Genomic DNA, 16,777 nt, shown 5'->3' on the forward strand with positions numbered 1-16,777 from the left:
GCCGATCCCGGGCTCGGCGCCCCGGCATCCGACGACGCCGCACCCGGCGCCCCCCTGCCCGACGACCCCGCAAGCCGCCCGACGGAGGCCGCCCGATGACCACCGCCGACCCCGCCCTCGCCGAGCCGGTCGCCGCCGACCCCGCCACCTCCGCCCCGGTCGCCCCTGGGACCGCCCTCGAGTCGGCCGCGGCCGAGTCGGTCACCGCCGATCCCCTCGCCGGCGGCGGCCCGTACCAGCACTACGTCTACGCCTATCCGCACAAGACCGCCTACCGCCCGCTCCCCGACCGCCCGCTCCTGAGCGACCTGTGGGCCCCGGAGCCCAAGGACGCGCTCTCCCTCTACCTGCACATACCGTTCTGCGAGGTCCGCTGCGGCTTCTGCAACCTCTTCACCCGCATCGGCGCGCCCGACGGTCTGACCGGCGCCTACCTGGACGCGCTGGAGCGGCAGGCGACCGCCGTGCGGGAGGCGCTCGGGGAGACGGACCCCGTCCGGTTCGCCACCGCGGCCTTCGGCGGCGGCACGCCCACCTTCCTCACCGCCGAGGAGCTCGCCCGCCTCTGCGACATCGCCGAGCACCGCATGGGCGCCGACCTGCGCGCGATCCCGCTCTCCGTCGAGGCCTCGCCCGCCACGGCCACCGCCGACCGCCTCGCCGTCCTGGCGGGGCGCGGCGCGACCCGGCTCAGCCTGGGCGTCCAGAGCTTCGTCGAGGCCGAGGCCAGAGCCGCGGTGCGCCCGCAGCGCCGCGCCGACGTCGAGACCGCCCTGGCCCGCGTCCGTGAGGCGGGCATCCCGGTCCTCAACATCGACCTCATCTACGGCATCGAGGGCCAGAGCGAGCGGAGCTGGCTGCACTCCCTCGACGCGGCCCTCGCCTGGGAGCCCGAGGAGCTCTACCTCTACCCCCTCTACGTCCGCCCCCTCACCGGGCTCGGCCGGCGGGCCGCGACGGGCCCCGACCCGGCCTGGGACGAGCACCGCCTGAGCCTGTACCGCACCGGCCGCGACCACCTCCTCGCGCGCGGCTACACCCAGCAGTCCATGCGCATGTTCCGCCGCGCCGACGCGCCGCCCCAGGGCGCCGACGACTACGCCTGCCAGAGCGACGGCATGATCGGCCTCGGCTGCGGCGCCCGCTCCTACACGGCCGCCCTGCACTACTCGTTCGACTACGCGGTCGGCACGCACGAGATCCGCGGCATCATCGACGACTACGTCGCCTGCGGCCCGGCCGACTTCGCCCGGGCGCAGGTCGGTTTCCGCACGGACGCGGGCGAGTCTCGCCGCCGCCACCTCCTCCAGTCCCTGCTCCAGGCCGAGGGACTGCGCCTGGACGACTACCGGGCCCGCTTCGGCGGCACGCCCGCCGACGACTTCGGCCCCGACCTCGAGCGACTCGCCGACCGTGGCTGGCTCACCGACGCCGACCCCACGGTCCTGCGGCTCACCCCCGAGGGACTCGCCCACTCCGACGCCGTCGGCCCCGCCCTGTTCTCGGCGGCCGTGCGGACCGCCATGGCCGCCTACGAACGCAAGTGAGACCGCCGTGGACCTGACCCTTCTCTACCGCGGTCCGCTCGCCTCCTGCGACTACGACTGCCCCTACTGCCCGTTCGCCAAGCGACGCGACTCGACCGCGCAGCTGCGCGCCGACCGGGCCGCCCTCGAACGGTTCGCCGCCTGGGCGGCGGCCCGCACCGAGGACCGGCTCTCCCTGCTGTTCACCCCCTGGGGCGAGGGCCTGGTCCGTTCCTGGTACCGGCGTGCCCTGGCCGACCTCTCCCGTCTTGCGCACATCCGCCGCGTCGCGATCCAGACCAACCTCAGCTGCCGCACGGACTGGCTGGCCGACGCAGACCCGACCGCGCTGGCGCTGTGGTGCACCTACCACCCGGGCCAGACGCCGTACGCCCGGTTCCTCGCCAAGTGCCGGGACCTGACCGACCGGGGCATCCGCTTCAGCGTCGGCGTCGTCGGCCTCCCCGAACACCTCGAAGCCGCCCGCCGCCTGCGCGCGGACCTGCCCGAGCACGTCTACCTGTGGATCAACGCCGCCGAGGGGCTCGTGTACGACGACGCCGAGGCCGACCGGTGGACCGCCCTCGACCCGCTCTTCCCGTACAGCCGGCACCCGCACGCCAGCGCGGGGCTGCCCTGTCGCACCGGCGAGTCCGTGATCTCGGTCGACGGAGACGGCACGGTCCGCCGCTGCCACTTCGTCCGCGCCGAGCTCGGCAACCTCTACGACGGCTCGTACCGGGACGCCCTGCGTCCGCGGGCCTGTCCGCTCGCCGTCTGCGACTGCCACATCGGCTATGTGCACCTGGAGACGCTGCCGTTGTACGACGTCTTCGCGGGCGGCGTCCTGGAACGCGTCCCGGCCGCGGTCCCGGTCGCCGCCCCCGTACAGCACTCCGCCCGCATCGCGACGATCGCGATGCGGGCGGAGACGGCCGACTAGCGCGCGCTACGGCGTCACGTCCGTGACCCTCCAGCGCTGGTTGGAGCCGGAGTTGGCCTGCCAGGTCGTGACGGCGGCGCCCTCGTTGGTCGCCTGGCCGCCGACCTCGAGGAGACGCCCGGTGGCCGCGTTCACCAGGGTCCACGTGCCGTCACCGGTGGTCGACATGATCCACTCGGTGGCGGGGTCGCGTGTGCCCGTGTCGGGCTCGACCACCGGCACGTCGTCGCGCACGGCGAGGCGCTTGCCCTCGGCCGGGTTGGCGAAGACGTAGCGCTGGCGGGCGCCCTTGTCGCCGTGCCGGGCGTCCAGCTGCCACTGCTGCGCGGTGCTGCCGTTGGCCGAACCGATCACCAGGCTCGTGCCATTGGCGGCGACGGTGACGGCCTTGCCGCTCTGCACGCCGGTCAGCGTGTAGGAGTGGCCCTTGCTGAACAGACCGGCGTTCTTCGCGACCCCCGAGACGCCCTTGACGGCGAACGACGTCACCGACTGGGCGGGCACCGTGTAGGTGGCCTTCCCGTCCACGACCTTGACCGGGGCCTGCTGCTTCAGCTTGCCGTCGGCGCTGGTCACGGTCGGAGTGACGGTCGCGTCGCGCTTGACGCTGCGGAACTTGGACAGGTCGAGGGTGACCGTGCGCGCCGCGGTGGTGGAGTTGACGTGGACGAGCGAGAGGCCCTTGCCGTCCCTGGTCACGGCCGCGGCGCTGGAGGTGTCGTCCACCTTGACCAGCTTGTCGCCGGGCTTGATGAAGTGCGTGAAGTTACGGGCGGTGTCGAACTTGGTGTTCGTGAAGATCGGGCACGACTGGAGGGTGTCCTGCTTCGTGCAGCTGAACGGCAGCTGGATCTCGCCCCAGTTGCCGCCCTTGGCGGACTCGCCGCCCGGCTTCATGTTGTCGTAGTCCTCGACCGGCTGCCAGAACACCCAGGCGCTGGGCTCCAGTTCACGAAGGTCGTTCACCATCTGCTGGGCCAGCCCGAGGCCCGGACGCATGTCGGTGAAGCTCTGCCCGTCGCCCCAGTCGCCCTCGACCTCGCTCATCCACAGCGGTTTGTCGGCGGCCTTGGCGAGGTCGCGCACGGTGGTGCGCTGCCCGGTGCCGTAGGTGTGGACGTTCATCTGGTCCACGAGGTCCTTGGAACCTTGCGAGTAGGAGTTCCAGTTGGTCGCGAAAAGGGACGGGTTGGTCTCGTCCATCGCGGATATGCCGGCCTTGACCTTCGCCTTCTTCAGCGCGGGGGCCAGCGCGGCGAGCACCTTCTGCTGGAGTCCGGGGCCGATGTGGGCGCCCTCCTGGCGGCCGCCGACCGGCACGCCGTTCGCGTCGAGCCGGGTGCCCCAGTAGCCGGTGTTGGGCTCGTTGAACGGGTCGAGGGTGTCGACCTTGATGCCCTCGCCCTTCTCCAGCCGCTTCGTCGCACCCGCCAGATAGGCGGCGAAGTCGTCGACCGAGTCGGCCTTCAGCTGGTCGGCGTTGGCGTTGAACCCGCCGGACACGTATCCGCTCTCCGTCATGAACCACGGCGGGGAGTTGCTGAACGCCTCCCAGTGGGTGATGTCCTTCTTGATGCGGTTCACCCACCAGCGCTGGGTGGCGTCGGCCTCGGGGTTCCAGTCGGCCGGGTCGTCCGCGCTCCACCAGTCGGTGTCCTCGCGGGTGGTGCCCGCGGGCGCCTTCCACCAGCCCTGCACGGCTCCGCCGGCCCGCAGGTAGTCCTTGACGTCCGGAGCGTTGCCGCCGCCGATGTTGTAGCGCGCGATGTTCAGCGCCAGGCCGTCGTCGCCGAAGAGCAGCTTGGCGAGCTTCTCCCGGACCGCCGGGGGATAGTCGCCGGTGGCGTTGGCGAACCAGACCAGGCTGGTGCCCCAGCCCTCGAACTTCTCCTGCTGGTACGAGGGGTCCGGCGTCACCGTGACGGCGGCCTCGGCGTGCGCCTGCACGGGGACGCTCAAGAGCGCGGCCCCGGTGGCCAGTGCGGTGAGTGCGGCGGCCCCGAGGGTCCGTCTGCTGCGGGTACGGCGTGCCATGTGTGCTCCCAACTGCGGTGCGGTCGCTGTGGTGGGCCCCCTCCCGCCGCGCGGACGGAAGGGGATGGCCCCCGGGCACGGGTCAGGCCGTGCCCGGGGAGTCGTGGGGGTTGCGGGAGGGTGCGGGAGGAGACGTCAGGCGGTGGGCCGGCGCAGGACGGCGACCTCGCGGGGACCGAGGACGAGGACGCCCTCCGCGTCGCGGGCGCCGAGCAGCACCTCGCCGTCGAGGCCGGCCACCGGCACCGTGTCGTCGGTCCGGTTGACCAGGAACAGGAACCGTCCTTCAGGGCCGCGCCGAACGGTCAGCTCGACCGCCCCGCGGGCCTGCGCGGGGAGTTCGCTGTTCACGCCGGCCGGGTCCAGCAGGCGCGGCAGCAGCGAGCGCAGCCCGTCGACGCCGAGCCGGGTCGAGACGTACGAGGCCGAGCCCGAGCCCGTGGTCCGGCGGGTCACCGCGGGTCGTCCGGCGTGCACGCCGCCGCGGTAGTGCGCCAGGACCTCCGTGTCGCCGTCGGCGAGGGTGATCCGGTCGGTCCACAGCGTGCCGCGGGCGTCGCCGTCCAGCTCCACGCTCTCCCCGGCGAGCAGCGGGCCGAACTCCTCGATGCGGATGCCGAGCAGGTCGCGCAGCGCCCCGGGGTAGCCGCCGAGCCACACGTGGTCGTTCTCGTCGACGATCCCGGAGAAGTAGGTGGTGACCAGGTGGCCGCCCTGCTCGACGTAGCGCGTGAGGTCCTTGGCGAGCTCGGCCGGCACGACGTGCAGCACGGGTGCGACGAGGACCTGGTGGCGGGAGAGGTCGGCGCCGGCGGTGACCAGGTCGGCCCGCACGCCCAGGGCGAGGAGCGCCGAGTACCAGTCGAGCGCCTCCTGCCGGTAGTCGAGCAGGGAGGTGGGGTGGGAGTCCTGCTCGCTGGCCCACCACGAGTCCCAGTCGTAGAGGATGCCGACGGCCGCCGCCTCGCGCTCCGAACCCGCCACCGGGGCCAGGGACTTGAGTTTGGCGCCGAGGTCGGCGACCTCGCGGAACAGGTCGCTGTCCGCGCCGGCGTGCGGGACCATCGCCGAGTGGTACTTCTCGGCGCCGGCCGCGGACTGCCGCCACTGGAAGAAGCAGACGGCGTCCGCGCCGTGCGCCACGTGCAGCAGCGAGTCGCGGGCCAGGTCGCCGGGGCGCTTCGCCACGTTCACGGGCTGCCAGTTGACGGCGCTGGTGGAGTGCTCCATCAGGAACCAGGGCCGGCCGCTCGCGATGCCGCTGACGAGGTTGGCGGAGAAGGACAGCTCGTCGCGGTCCTGCGGGCCGGGGTGCACGTAGTGGTCGTTGGAGACGAAGTCGATCTCGCTCGCCCAGTCGGGGTAGTTCATGCCCCTGGTGCCGCCCATCACCATGAAGTTGGTGGTGACGGGGATGCCGGGGGTGATCTCCCGCAGGATCTCGCGCTCCGCGACGAGGTGGTCCTTGAGCGCGTCCGAGGAGAACCGCTTGAAGTCCAGCTGCTGGGTCGGGTTGGGGTGCGAGGCGGCGAGCCGCGGCGGCAGGATCTGCTCCCAGTCGCTGTAGCGCTGCGACCAGAAGGCCGTGCCCCAGGCGTGGTTGAGCGCGTCGAGCGTGCCGTAGCGGGTGCGCAGCCAGACGCGGAAGGCGCGGGCCGCGTCGTCGGAGTAGTCGTGGACGTTGTGGCAGCCGAGCTCGTTGGAGACGTGCCAGGCGACCAGCGCCGGGTGGTCCTTGTAGCGGCCGGCGATCTCGCGGACCAGGCGCAGGGCGTGCTCGCGGAAGACGGGCGAGGTGGGCCGCCAGTGCTGACGGGCGCCCGGCCAGAGGGTCTCGCCGTTCGCCGTGACCGGCAGGATCTCCGGGTGGGCGGTGGTGAGCCACGGCGGCGGGGAGGCGGTGGCGGTGGCCAGGTCGACGCCTATGCCGCCCGCGTGGAGCAGGTCCATGACCTCGTCGAGCCAGCCGAAGTCCCAGGTGTCCGGACCGGGCTGGATGCGGGCCCAGGAGAAGATCCCCACGGAGACGACGGTGACGCCGGCCTCCTGCATCAGCCGGACGTCCTCCTCCCACACGTCCCGGGGCCACTGCTCGGGGTTGTAGTCGGCGCCGTAGGCCAGACGCGGGGCGGGGTCACCGTCCGCCCCGCGCAGCATGCGGGACTGGAGGGTGGAGATCATGGCGGTCCTTCCGAAGGGTGGTACACGGGGGCGGCGCGGCCCGGGAGCCGCGCCGCCCGGCGTTTCACTGCGTGGGGATTACTGGCTGCTGATCAGTGCGTACCGGCTGGCGCCGGTCACTTCTCGATCGTGAAGCCCTGCTCCTGGCCGTACTTGACGGAGGCGTCCTGCCAGGCCTTCAGACCGGCCGCCAGCTTGGTGCTGGAGACGTAGGCCTTGCCGACCGTGTCGTTGAAGATCGAGTTCGCGTACGGCTGGAACGGGAGGTACGACCAGTCGCTCGCCACGTTGGCCGCGGACTCGGCGAAGATCTTGTTGGCCTCCTGGCCGTCGAAGTAGTCGAACTTCTTGCTCTGGAACGCGGGCGACTCCAGCTCCGCCTTGGTGGCGGGGAAGGCGCCTTCGCCGACCCGGGTGGCGACGCCGGGACCGGAGTTGGCGTACTCGGTGAACGCGTAGGCCAGTTCCTTGTTCTTGGCCAGCGCCGGGACGGCCAGCGAGCTGCCGCCGTTCTCCGCGCTCGCCTTGTCGCCCTTGGTCCACGCCGGCATCGCGGCCGCGCGCCACTGGCCCTTGGCGTTCGGCACGCCGGTGGTGAAGTTGGCCGGCATCCAGGCGCCGGTGGCCAGGGTGGCGATGGTGCCGTCGCCGAGGCCCTTGTACCAGTCGTCGGTCCAGCCGCTGACCGGGGCGAGGAGCTTCTCGTCGATCAGCTTCTGCCAGACCGTCTCGAACTTCTTGGCGCCCGCGTCGTCGAAGTTGACGGCGACCTTGGTGCCGTCGACCTTGTAGGGACGCGAACCGGCCTGCCACAGCAGGGAGGTGGTGAAGCCCGGGTCGCCGAGGTCGTTGGCGATGTAGGCCTTGGGGTCGGCCTTGTGCAGCTTGCGGGCCGCGTCCAGGTACTCGTCCCAGGTGGTCGGGACGGCGATCTTGTACTTGTCGAAGACCGTCTTGTTGTAGAAGAGCGCCATCGGGCCCGAGTCCATCGGCAGGCCGTAGACCTTGGCGCCGTCGCTGACCGCGTTCCACGGGCCCGGCGTGTACTTGGAGGCGAGCTTGGCGGCGCCGTACGGGGCCAGGTCGGTCAGGCCCTTGGTGAGGGAGTACTGGCCGAGCGCGAAGTACTCGACCTGGGCGACGTCCGGGACGCCCTTGCCGGCCGAGATCGCGTTGGACAGCGCGGTGTAGTGCTTGTCGCCGGAGCGCTCGCTGACCAGGTTGACCTTGACCTTGGGGTACTTCTTCTGGAAGTCGGCGGCCACCGTCTTCAGGGTGGGCTCCCAGGCCCAGACCGTGATGTCGCCGCCCTTGTCCAGTGCGGCCTGGATGTCGCCGGCGGAGACGGCCTTGGTGTCGGAGTCGTCGTCCGAGCCGCCGCAGGCGGTCACGCCCAGGGCCAGGGTGGAGACGAGGGCGATGCCGCGCAGGATGCGGCTCGTTGTTCTGCGCATGGGGCTTCCACTTCTGCGTGGGTGGGACAGGTGAGGGTGGGGGTGGTGCGGGTGGTGCTCACATGTGGGGCTTGGGGGCGCCGCCCGTGTCACTCCTTGACGCTTCCGGCGGCGAGGCCGGACTGCCAGTACTTCTGGAGGAACAGGAAGGCGGCGATGAGGGGGATGATCGTGAGCAGGGATCCGGTGATGACCAGGTTGAAGATCACGTCGCCGCCGATGGTCTGCGCCTGTGAGCTCCAGGCGCTCAGACCCAGCGTCAGCGGGTACCAGTCGGGGTCCTTCAGCATGATCAGCGGGAGGAAGTAGTTGTTCCAGGTGGCGACCGTGGTGAACAGCAGCACGGTCACGATGCCGGGGGCCAGCAGCGGCAGCGCGACCTGGAAGAAGGTCCGCACCTCGCTCGCCCCGTCCATGCGGGCCGCCTCCAGCAGCTCGGTCGGGATCGCCTCGGCGGCGAACACCCACATCAGGTAGAGGCCGAACGGCGACACCAGCGACGGGATGATGACCGCCCAGGGGGTGTCGGTCAGCCCCATCTTGCTGAACATGAGGAAGGTGGGCACGGCCAGCGCCGTGGCCGGCACGGCGACCGCGCCGATCACCACGGCGAAGACCGCACGCTTGCCGGGGAACTGGAACTTCGCCAGCGCGTAGCCGCCGAGCACGGCCAGCAGCGTCGCCCCGCCCGCGCCGAGCACCACGTACAGCAGGGTGTTCAGCAACCAGCGGCCGAAGATGCCGTCGTGGTAGGTGAAGGTGGTCCGGATGTTGTCCCACAGCGCGAAGTCGTGGGCGAACCACAGGCCGTTGGACTCGGCGAGGCCCGACTGGGTCTTCGTGGAGTTGATGACGAGCCAGATCAGCGGGACCACGGTGTAGAGGACCATGAGGGCCATCAGCACCGTGAGCAGCACGTTGCGCTTCGGCTTGCCCGGGGTGTGCTTCTTGCGAGGGGTGCGCAGCCGGGGGGCCGCGCTCTTCGCGGGGGAGGCGGTGACGGAGGTGGTCATCGGGTCACGCTCCCTTGCGCATGCCGCGCAGCTGGACGGCATAGGCGACGATCATCGTGATGACGCCCATGATGATGGCCACCGTCGCGGAGTAGTTGTGCTGCTGGCCGTTGAAGGACAGCGAGTACGTGTAGAAGTTCGGGGTGAAGTCCGTGGTGATCGAGTTCAGCGCCAGCGGGCGCAGGATGCTCGGCTCGTTGAAGAGCTGGAAGCTGCCGATGATCGAGAAGATCGTCGCGATGACGAGCGCGCCGCGGATCGCGGGCAGCTTGATCGCGCTGATGATCCGCCACTGACCGGCGCCGTCGATCTCCGCCGCCTCGTACAGCGAGGTCGGCACCACGCGCAGCGCGGAGTAGAAGATCAGCATGTTGTACCCGACGAACTCCCAGGTCACGATGTTGCCGATGGAGGCGAGCACCCAGTCGGGGGAGAGCAGGTCGGGCAGGGAGACGCCGAACGCGGAGTTGATGTCGCCCACCAGGCCGTACTTGGTGCCGTACATGAAGCCCCACATGAGGGTGGCGACCACGGCGGGCACGGCGTACGGCAGGAAGATCGTGATCCGGAAGAAGCCCTTGCCGTAGAGCCGGCCGCTGTCCAGCGCCAGCGCCACCAGCAGGGCGATGCCCAGCATGATCGGCACCTGGATCACCAGGAAGAGCGCCACCCGCCCGACGGCCGACCAGAACGCGTCGTCCTGGAGGGCCCTGGTGTAGTTGTCCAGACCGACGAACTGGTTGCCGCCGATGAGCTGGTCGCGGAAGAGGCTCAGGTAGATCGAGTACGCGATCGGCGCCAGGAAGACCAGCGCGAAGACCACCACGAAGGGACCGATGAAACCCCATCCCGTCCAGGAGCGGCGGTCCCGTTTCGCCGGAGGAGGTGCCGGCCGCGGCTCGGCGGCCACCGGCGGTTGCAGCGTCGTCATGTCGTTCCTCGCTCGTCCAGAACTGGAGCCGGCGGTGTTGCGCGGAGATGTCCGGACGCCCCACCGCCACCATGATGTTTACGTAAACATCGGCCACGCAAGAGGCCGGGCAAGCTGTTATGTTTACGTAAACATCTGATGGCGGCATGTCTACACTGCCCCGATAACGATGGTCAAGGGTCGTCTGGGGGGACCGTGGCACCTGCGCCGACAGAGAGGTGGGGACACCGAGTGGACATGGCTCGAAGAACACCGGCCGACGTGCCCCGACGCGCCCGGGCCACCGCCTCGATGGCCGACGTCGCACGGCTGGCCGGAGTGTCGTCGCAGACCGTCTCCCGCGTGTCCAACGGTTACGCGGGCGTGAACGAGGAGACCCGGCAGCAGGTCCTCGCCGCCATGGCCGAACTCGGCTACCGGCCCAACAGCGCCGCCCGCGCCCTCAAGCGCGGCGAGTTCCGCACGATCGGCGTCATCACGTTCACGCTGTCCACCACCGGCAACGTGCGCACGCTGGAGGCGATCGCCACCTCGGCGGCCGAGGAGGGCTACGCGGTCACCCTGCTCCCGGTGGCCGTCCCCACCACCGACGAGGTGCGCGGCGCGTTCTCCCGGCTGGAGGAACTCGCCGTCGACGCGGTCATCGTGATCATGGAAGTGCACCTGCTGGACGCGGCGACCGTCAAACTGCCGCCGCACGTCCAGGTGGTGGTGGTCGACTCCGACGCCGGGGACCACTACACCGTCGTCGACACCGACCAGGCGGGCGGCACCCGCACCGCGGTCCAGCATCTCCTCGACCTCGGACACCGGACGGTGTGGCATCTCGGCGGGCCCGAGGGCTCGTTCGCCGCCCAGCGCCGCGCGGACGCCTGGCGCGCCGCGCTCACCGAGGCGGGCCGCACACCCCCGCCCCTGGTCCGGGGCGACTGGTCGGCGGAGTCCGGCTACCGGGCCGGCCTCGAACTCGCGGCCCAGCAGGAGTGCACCGCCGTCTTCGCGGCCAACGACCAGATGGCCCTCGGCCTGCTGCGCGCGCTGCACGAGCGCGGCCGCCGGGTGCCCGAGGACGTCAGCGTCATCGGCTTCGACGACATCCCCGAGGCGAGCTCCTTCCTGCCCCCGCTCACCACCTTGCACCAGGACTTCGCCGAGGTCGGCCGGCTGTGCGTGCAGGCCGTGCTGCGCACGATGCGCCCGGACGGCTCCGAGCGCGGCACGACGCTGGTGCCCACCCGGCTGGTCCTGCGCGACAGCACCGCCCCGCCGCCCCCCGCGGGGTAGTCGCCGACGCCCGACCGTCCCGTGCCGCGAGGTGCAGTCACCCGCGAGGTGCAGTCACCGACGCCCGACCCTCCCGTGCCGTGCGCGAGGGGCGGGAGCCCGGGCGCACCCGCGGGCGGCCGCGACGCGCGACGCGCCCCACGGTGTCGTGTGCGGGCGCGAGGGGCTGCGCGGGGTGGGGCGTGGTCACCTCGGGTGTTCGCCCACGGCGCGGGCCGCGGTCCGCCAGGCCGTGGTGACGGCGAGCCGGGCGGCCGTCGTGCCGCGCTCCGTCTCGGCGGGCAGGCGCAGCGGAGCGCCCAGGTGGACGTGGCAGTGCGGACGCCGCACGGGCGCGGTGAGCGTGCCCGCCAGTTGCTTGGCCGCCGAACCCGAGGCGATCCGGCGGGCGCCCGCGTGGCCCACCGGCACGACCAGCGAGCCGGTCGCCTGCGCCAGCCGGGCGAGTCCCGTGCGGAACGGCTCGGGCGCCGAGATCCCCGCGTCCCTGCGGCGCGGCAGTCCGCCCTCGCCGTAGAGCAGCACGTGCCGGCCCCCGGCCAGCGCCTCCGCCGCGGCGTCGAGAGCCAGCGCCGCGTGCGCCGAACGGCGGTGGACGGGAATGTGCCCCTCGCGCGTCAGCGCCCTGCCGAGCAGGGGGATGCGCCACAGCCCGGCGGTCGCCATGACCACCGGCTCCAGTTCGAACCGCCGCAGGGCGGTCATGACGACGGCGGGGTCGGCCATCGAGTCGTGGTTGGCCACGAAGATGGTGCCCGCGGGCAGGCGCAGCTTTATCTCGCTGGTGACGGTGAGCCGCCCGAAGAGCGGCGTCAGGGCGTAGACGGCACGGCTGAACACGAGGGGCCTCCGGGCTGAGCGGTCGGAGCCCCAGTCTTCCGGCGGCGCGACGGCCGCGCCTGAGTACGGCTACTCACTTGCCGCCCCTCCCCGAACACCGGGGAAATGGGCCGGTGTTCGACGGGCGGTCGGGGGCATTCGGAGAACAGTCACATCGAAGGGGCGACGACACCGAGGCCGCACCGGATCCGCACACCGCACACCGAAGCACCACGAACGGACGACCCAAGCACCGCGGCAAGGCACCGGAACGGCCCCACGGAACGACCCGGCGGCACGACGCGCCGGACGGACCGCGACGACCCGCCCCGACGACCCCACCACCACGCACCCAGCGAAGTCCCCACCCCGAAAGGACGGACCCCCCGTGCTCGCCATCGTCTCGGCAGTGCTGTTTTTCATCTCTTTCCTGATCAACGCGGCGGACATCTCCACCAACGACACCTTCACCTCCACCAACTTCATGCTGATCGGCCTGATGCTCCTCGCCCTCCACGTCGCGGGCATCGGCAGCGGCTGGGCGGTCCGCGGCCGCCGGCGCTGACCACGCGCACGGGCCGGACGAGCCGGACCGCAGGAGATCCGGGGACGGCCGGCCGGCCCGTGGTCGCGGGCGGGCGGCCCCACAGGGAAAGATGGGACCGCAAGCCATGGTCAACCGATGTGGAGGAGCGGGCACATGCAGCACGAGCGAGCGGGCCGGACGGCCGGCCCCGAAGATCTCGTCGACGTCGCCCGGCTGGTCACCGCGTACTACGCGCTGCACCCGGACCCCGCCGACCCGGCCCAGCGCGTGGCGTTCGGCACCTCCGGGCACCGCGGGTCGTCACTGAACACGGCGTTCAACGAGGACCACATCGCCGCGACGAGCCAGGCGATCTGCGAGTACCGCGCGGCCCGGGGCACCGACGGGCCCCTTTTCCTCGGCGCCGACAGTCATGCCCTGTCCGAGCCCGCGCGGGTCACCGCGCTGGAGGTGTTCGCGGCCAACGGCGTCAGCGTGCTCATCGACGACGCCGACGGCTACACCCCGACGCCCGCGGTCTCCCACGCCATCCTCACCCACAACCGGGGCCGCACCGCCGGCCTGGCCGACGGCGTGGTGGTCACCCCCTCGCACAACCCGCCCGCCGACGGCGGCTTCAAGTACAACCCCCCGAGCGGCGGCCCGGCCGGCTCGGACGCCACGTCCTGGATCCAGGACCGCGCCAACGACCTCATCGCCGCCGGTCTCAAGGAGGTGCGGCGCGTCCCGTACACGCGGGCCCTCGCCGCCTCCAGCACCGCCCGCCACGACTTCCTCGGCGCCTACGTCGCGGACCTGCCGAACGTGGTCGACCTCGACGCGATCCGCGCCGCCGGCGTGCGCATCGGGGCCGATCCGCTGGGCGGGGCCTCGGTGGCCTACTGGGGCCGCATCGCCGAGCAGCACCGGATCGACCTGACCGTCGTCAACCCCCTCACCGACCCGACCTGGCGTTTCATGACGCTCGACTGGGACGGCAAGATCCGCATGGACTGCTCGTCGCCGTACGCGATGGCCTCGCTCATCGAGCAGCGCGACCGCTTCCACATCGCCACCGGCAACGACGCCGACGCCGACCGGCACGGCATCGTGACGCCGGACGCGGGCCTGATGAACCCCAACCACTACCTCGCCGCCGCCATCGGCTACCTCTACGCGCACCGCGAGCAGTGGCCCGCCGACGCGGGGATCGGCAAGACGCTGGTGTCGTCGTCCATGATCGACCGGGTCGCCGCCGACCTCGGGCGCCGGCTGGTCGAGGTGCCCGTCGGCTTCAAGTGGTTCGTGGACGGCCTGGTGGACGGTTCGCTGGGCTTCGGCGGCGAGGAGTCGGCCGGCGCGTCCTTCCTGCGCCGCGACGGCTCGGTGTGGACCACGGACAAGGACGGCATCATCCTGGCGCTGCTGGCCTCCGAGATCACCGCGGTCACCGGGAAGAGCCCCTCCGAGCACTACGCCGCGCTGACGGAGCGCTTCGGCGCGCCCGCCTACGCCCGTATCGACGCACCGGCCACCCGCGAGGAGAAGGCGCTGCTCGCCAGGCTCTCGCCCGCGCAGGTCACGGCCGACACCCTGGCCGGCGAGGCCGTCACCGGCGTCCTCACCGAGGCCCCGGGCAACGGCGCGGCCATCGGCGGCATCAAGGTGACCACGGCCAACGCCTGGTTCGCCGCCCGGCCCTCGGGCACGGAGGACGTGTACAAGATCTACGGCGAGTCCTTCCTCGGCCCGGACCACCTGCGCCGGGTGCAGGAGGAGGCCAAGGAGGTCGTCGACACGGCACTGGCCGGCTGAACCCCCGCGGGAGCGGCGCGGACCGCCCGGGCGGCGCGGGAGAGGCCCGTGTCGGACGACGAAGGCCGGCGGCCGGGGCAGGCGGCTACAAGCCGGAGACGGTGCCTCATGGCGGGCTGCGGGATGGCGAGCGGCGGGGCGGCAGGCGCCGCCCCGCGTCGCAGGGGGAGAGGCGGAGGCCGGTCGCCTTCGCCTCGGGCCGCTATCATCCTATGAAGGTAAAATGTGAGGTTTTGTCCGAGATGGGCGCCGAGGCGCTCACGCGTCTGCTTCCCGCCGATGAGCCGCCGTTCCGCCGGAGTGATCGATGTCCCGCAAGCGCCGCACGGACGAGGGCGACGAGCTGCTGGCCCGGCTCGGCTCGCTGACCGCCCAGGCGCGCGAGCGCGCGGAACTGCAACGCTCCCGCGTCGAGCTGGCCCTGGCCCTCCAGCGCGGCATGCTGCCCCGGGACCTGCCCGCGGCTCCGGGATTCCGGCTCGCGGTCGAGTACGCGCCCGCCTGTCACGGCCTCAACGTGGGCGGCGACTGGTACGACGCCTTCGCCATGCCGGACGGCCGCATCGGCCTGTCCATCGGCGACGTCCAGGGGCACAACATAGAGGCGACGGCCTTCATGGGGCAGGTCCGGGTCGGACTGCGCGCCCTGGCCTCCGTGACCGGCGAGCCCGGCGAGCTCCTCGCCCGGACCAACGAGCTGCTCCTCTCGCTCGGCGGCGACCGCTTCGCGACCTGCACCTTCATGCGCCTCGACCCCGCCACCGGCGTCCTGGAGAGCGCACGCGCCGGGCACATCCCCTGCGTGTGGGCCACCGCCGACGGCAAGTCCGGCGTCGCCGAGGACGAGGGCGGACCGCCGCTCGGCGTCCAGGACGGCATGGACTACCCCGTCACCCGCTACCGGCTCACCAAGGGCGGGGTCTTCGTGCTGCTCACCGACGGGGTGGTCGAGGGGCCGACGCTCAGCGTGGAGGAGGGCCTGGACCAGGTGGTGCGGCTCGCGGGGATCGCCGCCGTCGCCGGCATGACGGCGGACTCGCTCGCCGCCGCGGTCATCAGGCGCGCCGAGCGCATCGGCCACGAGGACGACGCGGCCGTCCTCGTCGTGGGCCACGACGGACTGGCCCCACCGCAACGGCTCCGCGTTCAGCCATAGGGCCGGTCGCCGCGCCCCCCGCCTCGCCGACCGCGCTCCGCCGGTGTCTGATGACAGCTGTGGTGGGTACCCCCGATCTGCGCCGGACAGCCGTCTTCGTCATCCAGACGCTGGCGGTCGCCCTCTGCTACTACGCGGCCGGGCGGCTCGGTCTGGTCCGGGAGCTCGTCGTCGAGGGCGCGGTCTTCACCCCCATCTGGCCGCCCACCGGCGTCGCGGTCGCCTGTCTGCTGATCCTGGGGATCCGCTCCTGGGCGGGCATCGCCCTCGGGGCCCTCCTCGTCATCATGTCCCTGACGTCGCTGCGACCGGCGGTGGTCGGCAACCTGGCCGGCAACACCGCGGCCCCCGTCTGCGCGTACCTCATGCTCCGCAAGGTGGGCTTCCGCACCGACCTGGCCCGCTTGCGCGACGGCCTCGCGCTGGTGTTCCTGGGGGCCTTCACCGCCATGCTGATCAGCTCGACCGTCGGCGTGGGCATCCTGCTGCTCACCGACAGGATCGCCGCCGACAGCTTCTGGGCCGTCTGGCTGGCCTGGTGGGTCGGCGACGCCATGGGCGTGCTCATCGTCACGCCGGTCCTGCTCGTGCTGTACACACTGCGACGGCCCCTGCGCCTGACCCGGTGGAAGGAGGCCACGGGCCTGGCGCTCATCGCCTGCGCGCTCGTCCCGCTGGCCACGCGCAGCCATGTCAGCCTGCTCTTCCTCGTCTACCCGCTGCTGATCTGGGCCGCGCTGCGGTTCCAGCTCGGCGGGAGCATGGTGTGCGCCCTGTTCACCTCCGTCCTGGCCACGATCGCGGCCACCGACCGGGCGGGACCCTTCGAACGCCTGACCCGCATCGAGGTGATGATCAAGTTGCAGGCCTTCAACGGGACGATGGCGCTCACCGCGCTGCTGCTCTCCGCGGTGATCGCGGAGCAGCGCAACACCAGACGCTCCGTGGAACGGGCCTGCCAGGAACTGGTCGAGGTGCTGGAACACCTCACCGCGGGCGACCTTCCACCCGGCCGGCCCCCCAAGGACGAGGATTCCTGAGCGGACCGCCGCGCGGGCCGGTGACACGACGTCACACGCGTGTGCGACAGTCGGG

13 protein-coding genes are annotated in these 16,777 nt (G+C 71.9%); 7 read left to right on the top strand and 6 right to left on the bottom strand.

Annotation, left to right across the window (positions count from 1 at the left end; all coding sequences use genetic code 11):
• Positions 1–95 precede the first annotated feature (95 nt).
• Both KMS84_RS18630 and KMS84_RS18635 read left to right on the top strand, forming a co-directional pair.
• Positions 96–1,547 carry an STM4012 family radical SAM protein gene (locus KMS84_RS18630; RefSeq protein WP_256917375.1) on the top strand — a complete coding sequence of 484 codons (1,452 nt, stop codon included), beginning with the start codon at positions 96–98 and terminating at the stop codon, positions 1,545–1,547.
• A 7-nt stretch (positions 1,548–1,554) separates the two neighbouring features.
• Complete coding sequence (locus KMS84_RS18635; RefSeq protein WP_256917376.1) at positions 1,555–2,469, top strand: STM4011 family radical SAM protein; 915 nt, start codon at positions 1,555–1,557, stop codon at positions 2,467–2,469.
• A gap of 6 nt (positions 2,470–2,475) precedes the next feature.
• On the opposite strand, the gene KMS84_RS18640 is transcribed toward KMS84_RS18635, so the two are convergent.
• The 5 genes from KMS84_RS18640 to KMS84_RS18660 all read right to left on the bottom strand — a co-directional run bounded on the left by KMS84_RS18640 (position 2,476) and on the right by KMS84_RS18660 (position 10,082).
• Positions 2,476–4,503 carry an RICIN domain-containing protein gene (locus KMS84_RS18640; RefSeq protein WP_256917377.1) on the bottom strand — a complete coding sequence of 676 codons (2,028 nt, stop codon included), beginning with the start codon at positions 4,501–4,503 and terminating at the stop codon, positions 2,476–2,478.
• A 135-nt stretch (positions 4,504–4,638) separates the two neighbouring features.
• Positions 4,639–6,684, bottom strand: coding sequence for a beta-galactosidase (locus KMS84_RS18645; protein WP_256917378.1), 2,046 nt, complete (start codon positions 6,682–6,684; stop codon positions 4,639–4,641).
• Positions 6,685–6,800: 116 nt separating this feature from the next.
• On the bottom strand, positions 6,801–8,138 hold the full coding sequence (locus tag KMS84_RS18650; protein WP_256917379.1) for an ABC transporter substrate-binding protein: 1,338 nt from the start codon (positions 8,136–8,138) through the stop codon (positions 6,801–6,803).
• An 89-nt stretch (positions 8,139–8,227) separates the two neighbouring features.
• A complete protein-coding gene (locus KMS84_RS18655) occupies positions 8,228–9,151 on the bottom strand; it encodes a carbohydrate ABC transporter permease (RefSeq protein WP_256917380.1) in 924 nt (307 codons plus the stop codon).
• 4 nt (positions 9,152–9,155) lie between these two features.
• Positions 9,156–10,082: a carbohydrate ABC transporter permease gene (locus KMS84_RS18660; RefSeq protein ID WP_256917381.1), complete on the bottom strand. Its 927-nt coding sequence runs from the start codon at positions 10,080–10,082 to the stop codon at positions 9,156–9,158.
• A 237-nt stretch (positions 10,083–10,319) separates the two neighbouring features.
• On the opposite strand from KMS84_RS18660, the gene KMS84_RS18665 reads away from it, so the two are divergent.
• Positions 10,320–11,366, top strand: a complete 1,047-nt coding sequence (locus KMS84_RS18665; RefSeq protein WP_256917382.1) for a LacI family DNA-binding transcriptional regulator — start codon at positions 10,320–10,322, stop codon at positions 11,364–11,366.
• Between the two features lie 186 nt (positions 11,367–11,552).
• Here KMS84_RS18665 and KMS84_RS18670 read toward each other — a convergent pair whose 3' ends face one another.
• The gene (locus tag KMS84_RS18670) at positions 11,553–12,206 is read right to left on the bottom strand and encodes a lysophospholipid acyltransferase family protein (RefSeq protein ID WP_256917383.1); all 654 of its coding nucleotides are present in this window, start codon (positions 12,204–12,206) and stop codon (positions 11,553–11,555) included.
• A 367-nt stretch (positions 12,207–12,573) separates the two neighbouring features.
• On the opposite strand from KMS84_RS18670, the gene KMS84_RS18675 reads away from it, so the two are divergent.
• From KMS84_RS18675 to KMS84_RS18690, 4 genes are all read left to right on the top strand, one after another.
• Positions 12,574–12,750: a hypothetical protein gene (locus KMS84_RS18675; RefSeq protein WP_256917384.1), complete on the top strand. Its 177-nt coding sequence runs from the start codon at positions 12,574–12,576 to the stop codon at positions 12,748–12,750.
• A 135-nt stretch (positions 12,751–12,885) separates the two neighbouring features.
• Complete coding sequence (gene pgm, locus KMS84_RS18680; RefSeq protein ID WP_256917385.1) at positions 12,886–14,526, top strand: phosphoglucomutase (alpha-D-glucose-1,6-bisphosphate-dependent); 1,641 nt, start codon at positions 12,886–12,888, stop codon at positions 14,524–14,526.
• Positions 14,527–14,833: 307 nt separating this feature from the next.
• Positions 14,834–15,682, top strand: coding sequence for a PP2C family protein-serine/threonine phosphatase (locus tag KMS84_RS18685; protein WP_256917386.1), 849 nt, complete (start codon positions 14,834–14,836; stop codon positions 15,680–15,682).
• A gap of 50 nt (positions 15,683–15,732) precedes the next feature.
• Entirely contained in the window at positions 15,733–16,722 is a 990-nt protein-coding gene (locus KMS84_RS18690) for an MASE1 domain-containing protein (RefSeq protein ID WP_256917387.1), read from the top strand.
• Positions 16,723–16,777: the final 55 nt, after the last annotated feature.

The sequence above is a fragment of the Streptomyces hilarionis genome (assembly GCF_024539675.1).
Lineage (GTDB): Bacteria > Actinomycetota > Actinomycetes > Streptomycetales > Streptomycetaceae > Streptomyces > Streptomyces hilarionis.

Coding starts and splice junctions, on each gene's coding strand:
- KMS84_RS18655 (WP_256917380.1), bottom strand. CDS start 9,151: ATGACCACCTCCGTCACCGCCTCCCCCGCGAAGAGCGCGGCCCCCCGG.
- KMS84_RS18660 (WP_256917381.1), bottom strand. CDS start 10,082: ATGACGACGCTGCAACCGCCGGTGGCCGCCGAGCCGCGGCCGGCACCT.
- KMS84_RS18645 (WP_256917378.1), bottom strand. CDS start 6,684: ATGATCTCCACCCTCCAGTCCCGCATGCTGCGCGGGGCGGACGGTGAC.
- KMS84_RS18665 (WP_256917382.1), top strand. CDS start 10,320: ATGGCTCGAAGAACACCGGCCGACGTGCCCCGACGCGCCCGGGCCACC.
- KMS84_RS18685 (WP_256917386.1), top strand. CDS start 14,834: ATGTCCCGCAAGCGCCGCACGGACGAGGGCGACGAGCTGCTGGCCCGG.
- KMS84_RS18630 (WP_256917375.1), top strand. CDS start 96: ATGACCACCGCCGACCCCGCCCTCGCCGAGCCGGTCGCCGCCGACCCC.
- KMS84_RS18650 (WP_256917379.1), bottom strand. CDS start 8,138: ATGCGCAGAACAACGAGCCGCATCCTGCGCGGCATCGCCCTCGTCTCC.
- KMS84_RS18690 (WP_256917387.1), top strand. CDS start 15,733: ATGACAGCTGTGGTGGGTACCCCCGATCTGCGCCGGACAGCCGTCTTC.
- KMS84_RS18640 (WP_256917377.1), bottom strand. CDS start 4,503: ATGGCACGCCGTACCCGCAGCAGACGGACCCTCGGGGCCGCCGCACTC.
- pgm (WP_256917385.1), top strand. CDS start 12,886: ATGCAGCACGAGCGAGCGGGCCGGACGGCCGGCCCCGAAGATCTCGTC.